This is a genomic window from Melaminivora alkalimesophila, assembly GCF_000282995.1.
Taxonomy (GTDB): Bacteria; Pseudomonadota; Gammaproteobacteria; order Burkholderiales; family Burkholderiaceae_C; genus Melaminivora; species Melaminivora alkalimesophila.
The window spans coordinates 1-15424 of the sequence record NZ_ALEE01000724.1; the positions used below are offsets into that span (position 1 = coordinate 1).

The 15424-nt window shown below is 68.0% G+C and carries 13 protein-coding genes; 8 read left to right on the plus strand and 5 right to left on the minus strand.

Annotated features, from left to right (window positions below):
• On the minus strand, positions 1-1771 hold a 1771-nt coding region (locus tag A612_RS14010), incomplete at its 3' end, for a TonB-dependent receptor domain-containing protein (protein ID WP_019375084.1).
• A gap of 257 nt (positions 1772-2028) precedes the next feature.
• Between A612_RS14010 and A612_RS14015 the strand changes: the two genes are divergently transcribed.
• Positions 2029-3750, plus strand: a complete 1722-nt coding sequence (locus A612_RS14015) for a nitrite reductase (protein WP_019375085.1) — start codon at positions 2029-2031, stop codon at positions 3748-3750.
• 136 nt (positions 3751-3886) lie between these two features.
• Here A612_RS14015 and A612_RS14020 read toward each other — a convergent pair whose 3' ends face one another.
• Entirely contained in the window at positions 3887-4129 is a 243-nt protein-coding gene (locus tag A612_RS14020) for a catalase (protein ID WP_110012142.1), read from the minus strand.
• A gap of 51 nt (positions 4130-4180) precedes the next feature.
• Positions 4181-5083: a DMT family transporter gene (locus A612_RS14025; protein WP_019375087.1), complete on the minus strand. Its 903-nt coding sequence runs from the start codon at positions 5081-5083 to the stop codon at positions 4181-4183.
• Between the two features lie 58 nt (positions 5084-5141).
• On the opposite strand from A612_RS14025, the gene pyrF reads away from it, so the two are divergent.
• From pyrF to cas3f, 4 genes are all read left to right on the plus strand, one after another.
• Positions 5142-5966 (plus strand): orotidine-5'-phosphate decarboxylase, encoded by an 825-nt coding sequence (pyrF, locus tag A612_RS14030; RefSeq protein ID WP_019375088.1) that lies wholly within the window; start codon positions 5142-5144, stop codon positions 5964-5966.
• Between the two features lie 46 nt (positions 5967-6012).
• A complete protein-coding gene (locus A612_RS14035; protein WP_051001513.1) occupies positions 6013-7206 on the plus strand; it encodes a pyridoxal phosphate-dependent aminotransferase in 1194 nt (397 codons plus the stop codon).
• Positions 7207-7336: 130 nt separating this feature from the next.
• Positions 7337-8329, plus strand: coding sequence for a type I-F CRISPR-associated endonuclease Cas1f (gene cas1f, locus A612_RS14040; protein ID WP_019375090.1), 993 nt, complete (start codon positions 7337-7339; stop codon positions 8327-8329).
• Positions 8326-11850: a type I-F CRISPR-associated helicase Cas3f gene (gene cas3f, locus A612_RS14045; protein ID WP_019375091.1), complete on the plus strand. Its 3525-nt coding sequence runs from the start codon at positions 8326-8328 to the stop codon at positions 11848-11850. The genes cas1f and cas3f overlap by 4 nt, the downstream gene beginning before the upstream one ends.
• 5 nt (positions 11851-11855) lie before the next feature.
• Here cas3f and A612_RS14050 read toward each other — a convergent pair whose 3' ends face one another.
• On the minus strand, positions 11856-12167 hold the full coding sequence (locus A612_RS14050) for a HigA family addiction module antitoxin (protein ID WP_019375092.1): 312 nt from the start codon (positions 12165-12167) through the stop codon (positions 11856-11858).
• A 54-nt stretch (positions 12168-12221) separates the two neighbouring features.
• Positions 12222-12503: a type II toxin-antitoxin system RelE/ParE family toxin gene (locus tag A612_RS14055; protein ID WP_019375093.1), complete on the minus strand. Its 282-nt coding sequence runs from the start codon at positions 12501-12503 to the stop codon at positions 12222-12224.
• Positions 12504-12660: 157 nt separating this feature from the next.
• Here A612_RS14055 and csy1 point away from each other — a divergent pair, with 157 nt between their 5' ends.
• From csy1 to A612_RS14070, 3 genes are all read left to right on the plus strand, one after another.
• A complete protein-coding gene (gene csy1 / locus A612_RS14060; RefSeq protein ID WP_019375094.1) occupies positions 12661-14034 on the plus strand; it encodes a type I-F CRISPR-associated protein Csy1 in 1374 nt (457 codons plus the stop codon).
• A complete protein-coding gene (gene csy2, locus A612_RS14065) occupies positions 14031-15104 on the plus strand; it encodes a type I-F CRISPR-associated protein Csy2 (RefSeq protein WP_040437023.1) in 1074 nt (357 codons plus the stop codon). The genes csy1 and csy2 overlap by 4 nt, the downstream gene beginning before the upstream one ends.
• A gap of 59 nt (positions 15105-15163) precedes the next feature.
• Positions 15164-15424: type I-F CRISPR-associated protein Cas7f/Csy3 (locus A612_RS14070; protein WP_040437025.1), on the plus strand; the 261-nt coding region annotated here is incomplete at its 3' end.

A 15424-nucleotide genomic window follows, 5' to 3' on the forward strand; every position in this document is an offset into this window, starting at 1 on the left:
CCGTGCCGCTGCCGCTGATCAATGCCGCGTCCATGATCAGGTTGGAGTAGCGGTTGCGAAACACCGAGGCATCGAGCTGCAGCCGCTCCAGCCGCCCGCGCACGCCCAGCTCGAAGCCGCGGCTCTTCTCGGGCTTCAGCGATCCGTTGGGCAGGATGACGACGTGCTCGGCCAAGTTCTCGAAGTAACCGTTCACCTGGCCCGCCTCGGGCGCGCGAAAGCCCGTCGCGTACTGCCCGAAGAGGCTCCACTGCGGCGCGGCGCGCCACAGCACGCCGAACTTCGGCGACACTGCCGAGCCCGACAGCGAGGTGCCTGGCTGCCTGGCTGGGGGATGAAAGCCCGCCTGGCTGGTCACGTCCAGCGCGAAGTGGTCCAGCCGCAGGCCCGGCGTGAAACTCCAGTCGCCGAGCACAGCCTCGTCCTGCAGGTACAGCGCGCTACTCGTCTCACGCGTGTCGGGAAAGCGCTTGAGCGGGAAGACTTCCGGCGGCGCCGGGTTCAGGCCGTCGTACAGGTTCGTGATGCGGCTGTTCACGTGGTCCAGGCCGTAGGTGATCTGGTGCGCCCAGGCGCCGCTGCGCACGAGTTTTTCCGCCTGCAGCCCTGCCTGCCAGGTGCGCTCGTCGTAGCGGTTGTCGCGCACGCGCAGCGGCAGGGCCTGGCGCTCGCTGGTGCCGATCTGGCGCGAGGCGGACTTCTGGAAGGCCAGCGTGGTCTGCACCTGGTCGGCCCAGGATGCGCCCAGCTCGAAGCGCGCGCTCCAGGCGAGGCGGTCGCGCTGCATGCTGCGCTCGGAGGCTTCGCCGGTGATCGCGCCGGCGATCTGCGCCGGTGTGCCGGTGAGCGGCAGCGGCGCGCGGCTGGACAGCAGCTCGATGTCCTGCCGGCGCTCGACGTGCTCCAGCGTGACGACGTGCCGCTGGCCGGCGTGGGGCGTCAGCACGATCTTGCCGAGCACCGCCTCGTCGCGGTCCGACTGGGGGTTGGGGCGGGTGCGCCGGCTGTCGGGCGTGTCCACGTCGCCGCGGTTGTCCAGTTCGTGCGCGCGCCGGGCGCTGGCCGTCACCATCCACTGCAGGCTCTCGCTCGCTTGGCCGGCGACGGTGCCGGCCAGCGTGCGGCCGTGGTCGTCGCCGCTCCAGCCCGCGGCGACGCGACCGCCAAGGGCCTTGTCCGGCTGGCCATCGCGGCCTTTCAGAAAGTCGGCCGGCTCATGGGTGATGAAGTGCACCAGCCCGGCCATGCCGTCCGAGCCGTACAGCGCCGAGGCCGGCCCGCGCACCACCTCGATGCGCTTGAGCAGCTCCAGCGACAGGTATTCGCGGTCGAACACCGTGGTGCGGAAGGCGTAGCTGCGCGGCAGGCGCACGCCATCGACCATCAGCAGCACGCGGTTGCCGCCCAGGCCGCGGATGTTGATGCCGGCGTTGCCGTCGCGCCCCGTCGCCGAGGTCACGCCGGTGACGGAAAAGCGCGAGGGCAGCAGCCGCACGGAGGTGTTGGGCAGCTCCTGCAGCGCCTCGCGCACGTTGCGCACCTGGCCATCGCTCAGGGTGCGCGCATCGATCACGTCGTAGGACAGCGGCAGTTCGTCGGCCACCTGCTCGTGACGCGAGCCGCTGACCACCATCTCGGGCAGCGTGCCCTGGATGGCCGAGGCGGCCGGCGCGGACTGCGCGTGCGCGCCCAGGTGCAGGCAGGCCAGGGCGACGAGAAGCGCCAGGCGGGTCGGGGCCGGGCGGAGGGCGGGGCGGGAGAGCGAGGGCATGGAAAGGTCCATCAGCTAGGGAAAACCAGGGGCACGAGCCATTATTGGCCGCTTGACAACGTTAGCAAAACGGCTTTGTTGCTTAAAAGTTCACTGCTGATGAATATTTGATCCATGTCAACCATGACCTGCGCTGGGAACGACAACATGCCTGCAATGCCCGCTGTTCCATGACTGCCGCAGCCCGCAGCGGGCGCTCGTCTTGCTCTTTCGTGCTCCGGCATCCGGGCAGCGGCAACATCCCAAGGAGTCGCCTCATGAAACCCCGCACGCTGGCCCGCCTGACGGCGCTGGCCCTGTCCACCCTGGCACTCGGCGCGATGGCCCAGCACGAGAAGGAAGTCACCAAGCCGGAGCTGAACTACCAGGCCGGCTCCTCGCCGCTGGCGGACGTGCCCATGTACCAGAGCACGAACCCGAACGCGCCGAAGATGACCCAGGCGGAATTCGACCGCGCGCGCCAGATCTACTTCGAGCGCTGCGCCGGCTGCCACGGCGTGCTCAGGAAGGGCGCCACCGGCAAGCCCCTCACCCCGGACGTCACGCTGCCCAAGGGCACGGACTATCTCAAGGTCTTCATCGCCTATGGCTCGCCAGCCGGGATGCCCAACTGGCAGACCTCGGGCGACTTCGACGAGGCCACCGTGGACCTGATGGCGCGCTACATCCAGCAGGACCCTCCCACACCGCCCGAGTGGAGCCTGGCGGACGCCAAGAACACCTGGAAGGTGATCGTGCCGCCGGAGGCGCGGCCCAAGAAGAAGATGAACAGCTACAACCTGGACAACATCTTCTCGACCACGCTGCGCGACACCGGCGAGGTGGCGCTGATCGACGGCGACACCAAGGAGATCATCAACATCGTCAAGACCGGCTACGCGGTGCACATCTCGCGCATGTCGGCCTCGGGGCGCTACCTGTTCGTGATCGGGCGCGACGCCAAGATCAACATGATCGACCTGTGGATGGAAAAGCCCGACAACGTGGCCGAGATCCGCGTGGGCCTGGAGGCGCGCTCGGTCGAGACCTCCAAGTTCAAGGGCTACCAGGACAAGCTGGCGATCGCCGGCTCGTACTGGCCGCCGCAGTTCACCATCATGAACGGCGACACGCTGGAGCCGCTCAAGATCGTCTCGACCCGCGGCATGGTGGTCGGCACGCAGGAATACCACCCCGAGCCGCGCGTGGCCTCGATCCTGTCGTCGCACTACAAGCCCGAGTTCATCGTGAACGTCAAGGAAACGGGCAAGACGCTGATGGTGGACTACTCCAACCTGGACGCCATCAAGATGACCGAGATCGGCTCGGCGCCCTTCCTGCATGACGGCGGGCTGGACGCGTCCAAGCGCTACTTCATGGTGGCGGCCAACAACAGCAACAAGATTGCTGCGATCGACACCAAGGAGAGCAAGCTGGCGGGTCTGGTGGACGTGGGCAAGATCCCGCACCCCGGGCGCGGCGCCAACTTCACGCACCCCAAGTACGGCCCCGTCTGGGCGACCGGCCACCTGGGCGACGAGACCATCTCGCTGATCGGCACCGACCCGAAGAAACACCCGCAGTACGCCTTCAAGGAAGTGGCCAAGCTCAAGGGCCCGGGCGGCGGCGCGCTGTTCGTCAAGACCCATCCGAAGTCCACCAACCTGTGGTCGGATGCCCCGCTGAACCCCGATCCGAAGATCTCGCAGTCGGTGGTGGTGTTCGACATCAACAACCTGGACAAGGGCTACCAGACGCTGCCGATCGCCGAGTGGGCGGGCCTTGCCGACGACGGCGGCGCCAAGCGCGTCACGCAGCCTGAGTACAACAAGGCGGGCGACGAGGTGTGGTTTGCCGTGTGGTCGGCCAAGGACAAGGAAAGCGCCCTGGTGGTGGTCGATGACAAGACGCTGAAGCTCAAGAAGGTGATCAAGGACCCGCGCCTGATCACCCCGACGGGCCACTTCAACGTCTACAACACGCAGCACGACGTCTACTGAAGCCAGTCGGCCGCGCCGCCCAGCCCGCCCGGTACGCCGGTGCGGGCAGGCAGACAGGAAAGGGGATGCACTCCCGTGCATCCCCTTTTTTGCCGGTGGCCGCGCCTTTCCCCGGATCGCAGCCGGGCCCGGCGGCCTACACCCGGTCACAGAACCGCTGCTGCGCGGCCGCGGCCGCGGCCGCGAAATTCTGCGGAAAGTCCGCCCCGTCCCGGGCGTTCAGCACGCCCTGCGGCTCGCTGTCCTCGGACAGCTGCAGGCACGCCTGCGGCACGTCGGTGACCGGGTTCGGCTTGATGGCGTGCACCAGGTCGACGAACTTCATCGCGTCCTGGATGATGAAAACCGGAAAGGACAGCGCCAGGCTGTCGTAGTTGATTGACGGCTTATTCCTACAGCCGCATTGCCGATTGCGGGTATGGCGGCGGCGTCAGGGCGTCTTTTTCGCCCCTTGCGCCGTCGGGGAGGGCCAGAGCACCGAGGCGATCGCGACGGCCATCAGCACCACCGCCGTCCAGTCCTGCCAGCGCAATACCTCGCCCAGCCACAGCGCCCCGCTGAACACGCCGATCACCGGGATCAGCATCACGCTGAGCGTGGAGGCCACCGGCGGCAGCGTGCGCGCCAGGAAGAACCACGCCACCTGGGCGAAGGCCAGCGCCAGCAGGCCGTTGTAGAGCACCGACGCCACGGCCGCCGTCCCCGGCATGTGCCAGCGCGCGCGCTCGAAGCCGAAGGCCAGCGCCGTCAGCACGACGCAGGTCAGCGCCACCATCCAGAACGACAGCGTCAGCAGCGGCACCGGCACGTGCAGCCGGCGCAGCAGCTGCGTGCCCAGCGCCCAGGAAGCGGCCGAGGTCAGCATCAGCCCCACGCCCAGGGCGCTGGCGCCCAGCGCCTCCATCTCGTTCCACAGCAGCAGCAGCACCCCCACCGCCGCCGCCAGCACCCCCGCCCAGCCGCGCCCGGCCAGCCGGTCGCCGAAGGCCAGGCTGCCGATCACTGCCGAGAAGATCGGCATGGTGTAGCCCAGGATGGCCGCCCGCCCGCTCGACAGCAAGGGGATGGCCAGGATCATGAGCGAGTGCCAGACGACCATGTTCACCACCGTCAGCAGCAGCACGCGCGGCCAGCAGGCGCGCGGGATGGCAAAGGACTCGCCGCGCCGCAGCAGCACCAGGCCAATGAAAGGCAGGCCCAGCCAGAACGACAGCATCCGGAAGGTGAGTGGCGGGATGTCGGCCACGCCCAGCTTCATGACCGGCCAGTTGAAGCCCCAGATCAGGGTCAGGAGCACGAGGATGGTGAGCTGGCGGCGCGAGAGCTGGGGCATGGGCCGGATTGTGCGGCCGCGGCCGGGCCGGCGTGGCCCCGCCCTAGAATTCCCGCCCATGACCTTCCTCGACATGCTGCAGGGCGCCATGGCGCGCAACGATTCGCTCCTGTGTGTGGGCCTGGACCCAGAGCCCCGGCGGCTGCCGGGGGCGCTGCGCGGCGACGCGCGGCGCATCTACGACTTCTGCGCCGCGATCGTGGACGCCACCTGCGACCTGGTGTGCGCCTTCAAGCCGCAGATCGCCTACTTCGCCGCGCACCGTGCCGAGGACCAGCTCGAGCGCCTGATGCAGCACATGCGCGTGAGCGCGCCGCACGTGCCGATCATCCTGGACGCCAAGCGCGGCGACATCGGCAGCACCGCCGAGCAATACGCCTGCGAGGCCTTCGAGCGCTACGGCGCCGATGCGGTCACGCTCTCGCCCTTCATGGGCTTTGACTCGATCGAGCCCTACCTGCAGTACCCGGGCAAGGGCGCCTTCCTGCTGTGCCGCACCTCCAACCCCGGCGGCGACGACCTGCAGGCGCAGCGCCTGGCGAGCGTGGAGGGCCAGCCGCTGCTGTACGAGCACGTCGCGCGCCAGGCGCAGGGGCCGTGGAACAGGAACGGCCAGCTCGGCCTGGTGGTGGGCGCCACCTACCCGGAGGAGATCGCGCGCGTGCGCCAGCTTGCGCCGACCCTGCCGCTGCTCATCCCGGGCGTGGGTGCGCAGGGCGGCGACGCGGCCGCCACGGTGCGCGCCGGGTTCACGGCCGAGGGGCCGATCATCGTCAACTCCTCGCGCGCCGTGCTCTACGCCTCGGACGGCGAGGACTGGAAGGAAGCGGCGCGCGCCGCCGCCCAGGCCACGCGCGCTGCGCTGAACGCGGCGCGCGGCTGACAGAGGCGCCCAGCAGCCGGACGGGCGAGGCTGCACAATGGGCTCCATGGACGCCCACACCGCCCCCACCCCACCGCCCTCGGCCCAGCCGCGCCCCGCCATCCAGGACCTGGGCGGATCGCTGATTCGCGAAGTCGCCAACGCCGGCATGGGCCGGCCCGATGTGCTGCCCTTCTGGTTCGGCGAGTCCGATCAGCCGACGCCGCAGTTCATCCGCGACGCCGCCATCGCATCCCTCGCCTCGGGCGAGACCTTCTACAGCGAGAACCTGGGTCGCCCCTGGCTGCGCGAGGGCATCGCCGCGTACCTGCAGCGCCTGCACGGGCGCGGCTTCGAGGTCGGGCGCATCGCCGCCGTGGCCTCGGGCGACATGGGCCTGATGCTGGCCAACCAGCTGCTGGTGTCGCCGGGCGACCGGGTGGTGGCCGTGACGCCGCTGTGGCCGAACCTGCTGGAGATGCCGCGCATCCTCGGCGCGCAGGTCGAGCGCGTGCCGCTGCAGGTGCGGGACGGGCGCTGGAGCCTGGACCTGGACCGGCTGCTGGAGGCGCTGACGCCGGAAACGCGCATGCTGGTGCTGAACTCGCCCAACAACCCCACCGGCTGGACGCTGGACGAGGCGGCGCTCGCGCCCATCCTGGCGCACTGCCGCCAGCGGGGCATCTGGATCCTGAGCGACGACGTGTACGAGCGGCTGGTGTACGACCCGGTGGCCAGGAGCGCCCCTTCGCTGCTGCGCCATGCGGATGCCGAGGACCGCATCATCTCGGTCAACAGCTGCTCCAAGGCCTGGCTGATGACCGGCTGGCGCATGGGCTGGATGGTGGTGCCGCCGGCGCTGGAAGCGGCCCTGGGCAAGGTCATCGAATACAACTTCTCGTGCATCTTCGAGCCCGTGCAGCGCGCCGCCGCCACGGCCCTCGCGCAGGGCGAGGCGCACATCGCGCAGCTGCGCGCCGGGCTGGTCGAGACGCGCCGGCTGTTGAGCGGGGCGCTGCGCGCCGTGCCGGGCGTGGAGGTGCCGGAAGCCGGCGGGGCGATGTACGTGTTCTTCCGCCTGCAGGGGCAGGACGATTCCCTGGCGCTGGCCAAGCGGCTGGTGCGCGAGGCCGGCCTGGGCCTGGCGCCGGGCAATGCCTTCGGGCCGGAGGGCCGGGGCTGGCTGCGCTGGTGCCACGCGACGTCCGACGGCGAGCGGCTGCTGGAGGGGGTGCGGCGGCTGGAGCGGTTCGTGCGGTAGGAGCGGGGCCAGGCGGCCGGCAAGGCCTCGCCCACGCCGGGCGGTCTGCATGAAGTCTGGGGCAGGCCCGTTTCTCGTCTTTGGGTTTCTGTCGATGCGGCACGCGCGTTGGGATCCGCATACTGCCCCAATGCAAGACATCGCCCCGTCCGACCTCAAAACCATCCTGCATTCGCAGCGCGCCAACGTCTATTACCTGGAGCATTGCCGCGTGCTCGTCAATGGTGGACGCGTGGAGTATGTGACCGAAGCTGGCAAGAAGAGCCTGTACTGGAACATTCCCATCGCGAACACCACCAGCATCCTGCTGGGTACGGGAACATCCATCACCCAGGCCGCCATGCGCGAATTGGCCAAGGCGGGCGTGTTGGTCGGCTTTTGCGGTGGCGGCGGGACGCCGCTGTTCAGCGCCAACGAAGTGGACGTGGAAGTCGCCTGGTTGACTCCGCAAAGCGAATATCGGCCTACGGAATACCTGCAGGCGTGGGTGAAATTCTGGTTCGATGATGAACTGCGGCTGTACGCCGCCCGGCAGTTGCAAACCTGGCGCCTGCAGCGGTTGCTGTCCCATTGGAACACCCGCGCCCTGCGCGAAGCGGGTTTTGCACCGGACTCAGAGCGCCTGACGGCGCTGGTGCAACAGTTCATCGTGCAAATCGCCCATGCACCCAACGTGACCGCGTTGCTGACCGACGAGGCGCGCCTGACCAAGGCCCTGTTCAAACTGGCCGTCGACGCTGTGGGTTATGGCGAATTCACCCGAGCCAAGCGCGGCACGGGTACCGATGCGGCCAACCGCTTCCTCGACCACGGCAACTATCTGGCCTACGGCCTGGGCGCCACCGCCACCTGGGTGCTGGGCCTGCCGCACGGCCTGGCGGTGCTGCACGGCAAGACACGGCGTGGCGGGCTGGTGTTCGACGCCGCCGATCTGGTCAAGGACGCGGCCATACTGCCGCAGGCCTTCCTATCGGCCATGCGCGGCGACGACGAGCAGCAGTTCCGGCGCCAGTGCATCGAGGCGTTCACGCGCAGCGCATCGCTGGACTTCATCATCGACACCCTCAAACAGATCGCCGTCGACACGGCGCGGCTGGCCGACGCTGCGGAGCCGACTCCATGAACGTGCTCTTCGTCTCCCAATGCACCAAGCGCGCACTGACCGAGACGCGCCGCATCCTGGACCAGTTCGCCGAGCGCCGCGGCGAGCGCACCTGGCAGACGCCCATCACCCAGGCCGGCCTGGACAGCGTACGCAAACTGCTGCGCCAGAGCGCGCGCAAGAACACGGCCGTGGCCTGCCACTGGATTCGCGGACGCGACCACAGCGAGCTGCTGTGGGTGGTGGGCGATGCGCGCCAGTTCAACGCCGAGGGCGCCGTGCCCACCAACACCACGGCCGGCAACGTGCTGCGTGCAGGCGACGAAAACACTTGGCACCACCTGCCCTTGATGACGGCGCTCGCCGCCCTGGCTGCGCTGCTGCACGACCTGGGCAAGGCCACGCAGGCGTTTCAGGAGCGTTTGAGCAACCCGGGCCTGCGCGAGCGCAACCACTATCGGCACGAGTGGGTGTCGGTGCGGTTGTTTCAAGCATTCGTGGGCAGCGATGACGACGCGGGCTGGCTGCAGCGGCTGGGAGCCTGTACCGGGACGGATACGGATGTTGGCGCGTTTGAATCGCTGTGGCTGGACCATGCACGAGGGCGCCTGCTGCGAGACGGCATTGAAGAGCCCCAGGCCGCAGCGCATTTGCCATTTGCCTGTCTCCCGCCGCTGGCGCAGGCCGTAGCTTGGCTGGTGTTGACCCACCACCGACTGCCCTGCATGCCCGTCGAGCAGGCCAGAGGCGGCGACGAAGAGGATATCGACCTGCCCCGCGGCCGTTGGCGACGCTTCGGCGCACGACCCGGCTTCGTCAATGCCAATGAACTGGACCAAATCCAGGCCCGCATCAACGCCGACTGGAACGAACCCCGGGAGCAGGCCGAGCCCGCCACCGTCAAAGCGCACTGGCACTTTCCGCACGGCCTGCCCGTCGCCAATGCCGCCTGGCGCAGGCAGGCTGCACGCTACGCCCTCAAGCTGCTGGAGCTGTCACGGCCTTCCTCCAGCGGTCCGGTACTGCACGATCCCCTCGCCATGCACCTGTCGCGCCTGTGCCTGATGCTGGCCGACCACCATTACTCCAGCATCAGCGACGCGGCCAGGCGCCAACCCTACCTCCAGCCCGGCTGCAAGCTGTACGCCAACACGCTGCGTGGAGATTTCAAGAGGGATGGCTTTCAGCGCACCTCGGGCAAAGGCCAAGGTCCGGTCTTCAACCAGACCCTGGACGAGCACCTGCTGGGCGTGCAGGCCCACGCCACCCTGGTGGCACGCTCCCTGCCCAGCCTGGTGCGCAGCCTGCCCGCGCTCAAGAACCACAAGCCGCTCAAGAAGCGCAGCGCCGATCCCCGTTTTGCCTGGCAGGACAAGGCCGCCGACCTGGCTGCCAGCGTGCGCGAGCGGGCGGCGGCGCAGGGCGCCTTCATCGTCAACATGGCGTCCACAGGCTGCGGCAAGACGCTGGGCAATGCGCGCATCATGAACGCGCTGGCGGATCCGGCGACCGGCATGCGTTGTGCCTTTGCCATCGGGCTGCGTACGCTCACGCTGCAGACCGGGCGCAGCTTTCAAAGCGACCTGGGCCTGGGTGACGAGCATCTCGCCATCCAGGTAGGCGGCGTCGCCAGCCGGGCGCTGTTCGAGTATTGGGAGCAGCGCGCCGAAGCCACCGGCTCCGCGTCGCGCCAGGACCTGACCGATGAAGCGGGCAGTGTGCTCTACGAGGGCAACGACCAGCATCCGCTGCTGCAGCGCCTGACCGATGACGCCAAGGTCCGCGCCCTGATCGCCGCGCCGTTGCTGGTATGCACCGTAGACCACCTCACCCCGGCCACCGAAAGCCTGCGCGGGGGTCGCCAGATCGCGCCCATGTTGCGCCTCTTGAGCGGCGACCTGGTGCTGGATGAGCCTGATGACTTCGACATGGCCGACCTGCCCGCCCTCACGCGGCTGGTGCATTGGGCGGGCTTGCTGGGCAGCCGGGTGTTGCTGTCGTCCGCCACCCTGCCGCCCGCGCTGGTGGAAGGCCTGTACCTGGCCTATCGCGCCGGTCGTGCGGTACACCAGCAGCACCGCAGCGCACGACCTGAAGAGCCGCTCAGCATCTGCTGTCTGTGGATCGACGAATTCCACCAAACCGTGCAAGAGTGCGCCGACGTCCCTGGTTTCCGCAGCACGCACGCGCAGTACGTGCAAAAGCGCGTGGTCCGGCTGGCGCAGGCCGAGGTGCGCCGCCTGGCCCGGATTGCGCCATTGCCCGATACCTGGGGTGGCTTGGGAAAGACGGAGCGCCGCGCCGAATTTGCGCGCCTGGTGCTGGAGCAGGCGTGGCAGCTGCACCAACAGCCGCACAACCACCTCTGTGATCCCGCCAGCGGCAAGCGGGTGAGCCTGGGCCTGATCCGCATGGCCAACATCGCCCCGCTGTTCGACGTGGCGCTGGCCATGTATCGCCAAGGCGCTCCGGCGCCCGGCGTGCGTGTCCATCTGTGCGTGTACCACTCGCAGTTCCCGCTGCTGCTGCGATCGGCCATCGAGCGGCATCTCGACACCGTGCTCAACCGGCGCGGCGGCAGTGAAGGAGCAGACCCTGCGCTGCAGCGCCCGGCCCTGCGTGCGCTGCTGGATGCCCACCCCGAAGCTCACCATTTGTTCATCGTGCTGGGCAGCCCGGTCACCGAAGTGGGCCGCGACCACGACTACGACTGGGCCGTGGTCGAGCCCTCATCCATGCGCTCGTTCATCCAGCTGGCCGGGCGGGTGCGGCGACACCGGGCCGGGGCCGTGGCTGGCGTGAACGTGGTGGTGCTGGACAGCAATCTGCGCCACTACGAAAAACCTGGCAAGGCCGCGTTTTGCAAGCCGGGCTTCGAGATGGACCCGCAAGCCCCCGACTGCGCCGACGCGGCCCGGCATTTCCATCTTCGTTCGCACCGCCTGCGCGAACTGATGGCGCGCACCGTGCAGGGCAATGCGCCATGGGCGGTGGACGCGCAGCCACGCATTGCGGCAGCCACCAGCCAGTACCACCCCAGCCACAACCTGGTCGACCTGGAACACGAGCGCATGCGCGACGCGATGCTGCAGCGTTCTGCCGCCAGCAAATACACCACCGCTCCCGTGCGCGCCGCCAGCCTGCACTGGGCCCATCCTGGCCATCTGTGGCTGACCGGCCTGCTGCCGCAGTACCAGCGCTTCCGCCACGACCCGCAGCCACGCGACGATGTGGCTCTGCTGCCTGACGAGGACGAACAAGAGCTGTTGCTGCACCGCGTCGATGAAAGTCCGCGCCGCGGCGACAGGCTGTACGTGTGCGTGCAAGACAGCCTCTGCAGCCCCGTGCCGCCAGCGGCGCTCACCTCCCCCACCATCTCCACTTGGCCCCAGGTCGATCTGATGGACGAGTTGACCGCCCTGGCACAGGCGCGGGGCCTGTCTCTGCGGGAGTGCGCTGAGCGCTACGCCACCGCCAGCCTGCCCCGGTGCAGGCACGGCTGGTGGTTCCACCACACCCTGGGCTTCACGGCCAAGACGTGATGCGATCAGGCCGGGCGAAGTTGCATCGGGTGCACCGCCTGCACGGCCGTCTGCAGCGATTCGTCCAGTTCGGCCACGCGCAGGTCGTAAGCCGTCTGCAGGTTCAGCCACGACTGTGCATCGCCGCCGAAGAAACGGCTCAGCCGCAGCGCGGTGTCGGCCGTGATGCCGCGCCGCTCCAGAACGATGTCGTTGATGCGCGAGGCCGGCACGTGCAACTGCCTGGCCAGCGCGTTGGCGCTCATGCCCATGGGCTTGAGGTAGTCCTCGCGCAGGACTTCACCAGGGTGGATGGGGCGCATGCCGTTCTTGAACATAACTTTCTCCTCATTGCGAGCGGCCTGGGGAGCTGCCGGCAGGTGGTCATGGTTTCAGTGGTAGTCCACGATTTCCACGTCGGCCACGCCCTTGTCCGTCCAGACGAAACACACGCGCCATTGATCGTTGATGCGGATGCTGTGCTGGCCTCGGCGATCACCGCTGAGCGGCTCCAGACGGTTGCCCGGAGGGCTGCGCAGGAAATCCAGCGTCTGCGCTGCGTCCAATTGCGCCAGCTTGCGCTCCGCCACGGCCTGGATGTTGGCGAAACGGCGTGTCTTGCCGCTGGTGAACAGACGCTGGGTGTCCTGGCACTTGAACGAGAGGATGGCCATACGCAAGAGGATTATACCGGTTACCGGTATTCGGCAAACTGCCTATGCGGCAGCGAGAACGTGCTGCGATGAAAAACCCACGCATCGTTTTCTGAGCTGCTCTAGCCAAAGCAGAAAAATCCACGTATCGTGGATACTGTATTGTAGAGGAGGGAAGATGTGGAAGGAAGCCATTGAGGCGTTCATCTCCGAGCGCCTACACGCCAAGCTGGAAAAGCTCAAGGATGACGACCCCAAGCGCCATGAACTCCTGGCGCAACATCAACCCTCTGTCTGGATCGAAGACGCTGCCCGGCGTGCAGCGCAAATCCAGGTGGTGACCCACTGCCTCAAGCCCATCCACCCCGATGCGCGCGGCACCAACCTCTACGTGGAGCCTGTCCATCTACCCCCGTTGGACGAACTGGGCACCCACGCGCTGGGCGAAGATTTCGCAAGCGACGTGGTGGGCAACGCCGCTGCGCTGGATGTATACAAATTCCTCAAGTTGGAAGTGAACGGCCGCAGCCTGCTCACGGCGCTGCTGGCGCAGGACCTCGATGCACTGGCCGCGCTGCACACCGACCCGGCGCGGGCCCAGGCGTTGCGCGAGGCCTTCGTCTCGCTCACCCAGCCGCGCGCCGAGGGGCCGAGCAGCCACGCGTTGGCCAAGCAGCTGTACTGGCTGACAGGCGACGACGCCTGTGCAGATGGCGACTACATCCTGTTGGCCCCGCTGTACGCCACCTCGCTGGCCCACGCCGTGTACGCCCAAGTACAGGAGGCCCGCTTCGGCGAGGCCAACAAGGCCGCTCGCCAGGCGAAGAAGGAGCGCAAAGCCCACGACGGCGTGTACCGCGACCATCCCCGCCTGGCGGTGCAGAAGATGGGCGGAACCAAGCCGCAGAACATCAGCCAGCTCAACAGCGAACGCCGGGGCGTGAACTACCTGCTGTCGTCGCTGCCGCCGAAGTGGATGCCCAGCACGCAGCGGCTTCCTGTCCAGGCGGAATCGGTCTTCGACCGCTTGTTCATCGCCCGCCCCGAAGTGCGCAGGACCGTCAGCGCACTCAGGCAATTCCTGGAATCCGACCCCGAACCCAACCTGGCCACGCGGCAGCGTCGCGAGGCCTTTGTCGACACGTTGCTCGACGAGTTGGTGTCGATGGCGGCCGAGATCCAACAGTCGCAGCCCGCTGGCTGGACCAGGGACCACGAGCGGTTCGAGGCTCTGGGCGTTGACGAGAAACTCTGGCTCGACCCCTTGCGGACCGAACTGCCCGAGGAAACCGATTTCGCACGGCAATGGCTGCAAATGGACTGGCCAGCGGAGATCGGCCGGCGATTCGCGCACTGGCTCAACGACCAGCTGCGCGGTCGGCTTCAGGTGGGTGATGTCGAATTCCGCGAGTGGAAGAAGTTGCTACTGACCGAGGAGGACGGCTTCAAGCAGCAACTGCGCGAGCTGCGCGACAAGCTGAATGCACCGCAGTACATCCCCAGCCGCAAGACCTCTGCGGAACTGGTGGCCGAAGAGGAGACAGACACATGAGCCATCCCTCACCCCAGGCCGTTTTGGTCCTGCCCCGCCTGCGCATCCAGAACGCCAACGCCATCGGCAGCCCGCTCACGCATGGCTTTCCGTCCATCACCGCCTTCACTGGCCTGATGTGGGCCCTGGAGCGCAGGCTGGCCCAGGCTGGCGTGCCGCTGCGCCTGCATGGCACGGGCGTGGTATGCCACCGCTACCAGGAACAGGTCACTGAAGGCTATGTACGCAGTTTCAACCTCACGCGCAATCCTGTGGACAAGGACGGCAGCACTGCCGCCATCGTGGAAGAAGGGCGCATGCACCTGGAGATCACGCTGGTGCTGAGCGTGTCCGAAAAAAAAGCCCCCAGCGCCGCGCCGGCGCTGGTGCAGGGCAACGAGACGCAGCTCGCCGCGTGGGCCCACGCGGTGGGGGAGACGCTGGCGGGCATGCGCGTGGCCGGCGGCAGCGTGCTGCCCTCGCGCCCCGTGCCGGGCAAGCGGGTGCGGCCGTGGATCGGCATCGTCCCCGATGAACCGCAGGAAGCCAGCAGGCTGTTTCGCCTGTGGCGTCGCCAATGGCTGCCCGGCTTTGCGCTCGTGGGCCGCGACGACCTGCTGGCCGCACGCCTGGAGCATTTGCGTACCAGCCGGCCGCACGCCGGTGTGCTGGACGCGTGGCTGCATGCCGTCCGATTCAACCACCAACCTTTGCCCTGCAAGGATGGGGCGCCCGTGCCCGATGGAAAGATCGAGTGGGGAGACCCGCTGCGCCCCAAAGGCAGCGGCTGGGTGGTGCCCATCCCCGTGGGCTATGCAGCGCTGGGGGACCTGCACGCGGCCGGCTGCGTGCGCAACGCCCGCGACGCCGAGGCTCCTGTGCGCTTTGTGGAATCGGTCTATTCGCTGGGCCAGTGGATCAGCCCGCACCGCTTGAACAGCCTGCAGCAACTCCTGTGGCATGCCGAGACCGACGAAACGCTGGGCCTGTACCGCTGCCGCAGCGGTTACCGGCCCGACCCGTCCGTGGATACGGAAGAGCGCGCGGCCGATGCCTCTGCCGAATGGGATGACGCAGACGCCTTTGCCTGATCCCGTATGGGTACGCATCGCCACTACCGCTCCCGGACATTCAACCAAGGATTGATACCATGACCGACAAACTCACCACCGCTTCCGTCCTGGCCTTCGAGCGCAAGCTTGATCCGTCCGACGCCGTGTTCCACGCCGGCCGCTGGGACGACCGCACCCAGTCGCACGCCTGGCCGCCCGTGGCCATCCGGGCCAAGTCGGTGCGCGGCACCATCAGCAACCGGCTCAAGGCCAAGGACCAGGACCCCGCCAAGCTCGACGCCGCCATCGAGAAGCCCAACCTGCAGACCGTGGATGTGGCGGCCCTGCCTCCGCAGGCC

Bases quoted from the DNA above. Each gene is read 5' to 3' on its own strand.
- A612_RS14025 (WP_019375087.1), bottom strand. From the start codon at position 5,083: ATGCCCCAGCTCTCGCGCCGCCAGCTCACCATCCTCGTGCTCCTGACC.
- cas1f (WP_019375090.1), top strand. From the start codon at position 7,337: ATGCAAGACATCGCCCCGTCCGACCTCAAAACCATCCTGCATTCGCAG.
- A612_RS14055 (WP_019375093.1), bottom strand. From the start codon at position 12,503: ATGGCCATCCTCTCGTTCAAGTGCCAGGACACCCAGCGTCTGTTCACC.
- A612_RS14050 (WP_019375092.1), bottom strand. From the start codon at position 12,167: ATGTTCAAGAACGGCATGCGCCCCATCCACCCTGGTGAAGTCCTGCGC.
- A612_RS14035 (WP_051001513.1), top strand. From the start codon at position 6,013: ATGGACGCCCACACCGCCCCCACCCCACCGCCCTCGGCCCAGCCGCGC.
- csy1 (WP_019375094.1), top strand. From the start codon at position 12,661: ATGTGGAAGGAAGCCATTGAGGCGTTCATCTCCGAGCGCCTACACGCC.
- pyrF (WP_019375088.1), top strand. From the start codon at position 5,142: ATGACCTTCCTCGACATGCTGCAGGGCGCCATGGCGCGCAACGATTCG.
- csy2 (WP_040437023.1), top strand. From the start codon at position 14,031: ATGAGCCATCCCTCACCCCAGGCCGTTTTGGTCCTGCCCCGCCTGCGC.
- A612_RS14015 (WP_019375085.1), top strand. From the start codon at position 2,029: ATGAAACCCCGCACGCTGGCCCGCCTGACGGCGCTGGCCCTGTCCACC.
- cas3f (WP_019375091.1), top strand. From the start codon at position 8,326: ATGAACGTGCTCTTCGTCTCCCAATGCACCAAGCGCGCACTGACCGAG.